1 protein-coding gene and 1 pseudogene are annotated in these 1,233 nt (G+C 45.6%); both read right to left on the reverse strand.

Features of this window, described 5'->3' with window-relative positions; all coding sequences use genetic code 11:
• Nucleotides 1-60 precede the first annotated feature (60 nt).
• The gene (qdoI, locus tag ACWHAR_RS22055; RefSeq protein WP_452087835.1) at nucleotides 61-1,071 is read right to left on the reverse strand and encodes a quercetin 2,3-dioxygenase; all 1,011 of its coding nucleotides are present in this window, start codon (nucleotides 1,069-1,071) and stop codon (nucleotides 61-63) included.
• A 93-nt stretch (nucleotides 1,072-1,164) separates the two neighbouring features.
• A pseudogene (locus ACWHAR_RS22060) lies at nucleotides 1,165-1,233 on the reverse strand (TetR/AcrR family transcriptional regulator); the annotation flags it as partial.

Raw genomic sequence — 1,233 nt, forward strand, 5'->3', positions numbered from 1 at the left:
AGCGCGGAAACATCGATTTAGGTGTCAGGCCGACATGAAAACCTTACAATCTTGTCATCTTTATGTGTTCATCTTTAAATCTAATGCTTCGATATTCTGCAAAACGCGTTCAAAGCGCAAAGCCTGAGGCTCACATGGGAAGATGTGGCCTTCATACGGGTCGCCCAACGTCCGGAAAAACGGTTCAAATAAACCAGGAACCAATACGCCCACCATCTTTGTATAGTAAGAATCAAGGCGATAGGAGTGAACGGTATTTGCAGGGACATGCAGGAAATCTCCCGGATTCAGCTGAATTTCCTGGCCATCTGCCCACATCGTCATCTGGCCTTCAAGGCAATAAAATGTTTCTGTATGATGTTCATGGTAGTGATCAACGATTCGGTCACCTTTAGGGCCTTCAGAGGATACGACGATAAACTGGCTATCTGTATTTTTTTGTGCAGCCACAATGCGGTGAAGCTGATCTCCAGTCAACAGGCGATCTCCTTCTCCTGATTCAAGAACGTATGGAACGGCTCCATCTGGCAGCTCTGTAAGTTCCGCTAATTTGGCCGAACATGCAGGCTTTCCTTCATCTAGTAATACAATGTCCGCTACAGCGGCTGCTTCTGCAAATCGCTCGTTTGAGACTTCTTCGCTTGCGTACGGCGGATGTTCAGCGTGATCATACGGATTCCCAATAACGGAATACAAGTGCGCTACGTTTCCTTTCATCGTGTAAGACACCAGTCTTGTTCTGTGGCTCTGCATCCGGTAGCTGTGCGGTGTTCCCGCCGGAATGTTGGCATAATCACCTGATATTAATAAATAGCGTTCACCATCAAGTGTCAGTTCCAGTTTCCCGTCCAAAACGAGAATTCCTTCATGTGTGTCCTTGTGGACGTGAAGCGGAAAGGCATCTCCTTTTCCCCCGGAAAGAAGCACGATCTCAAACAAATCACCTGTGCTCCTCCCATTCGCCATCACCGTGGCAACCTGTCTGCCGAACAGATAGCGCTCGCCTTCTCCGCTCCGGAGCAAATAAGGCATTTTTTCTTTAGGCAATGAATGTGTACATAATGTTTTCATATTATCATTTCCTCCAATTTAGACCAGTCTTTATATTATCATTCATTTGTCTAGACCGTTCTATATAATTGTAGGAGAAAGGATAACAAAATGCTACCCTTTTTTTCTCACCAGCACTCGTATTTGTTCGGCAATAAGAAGAAGGGGCGTTTTGTCTTTATT

Source organism: Bacillus sp. LR--39 (genome assembly GCF_053613335.1).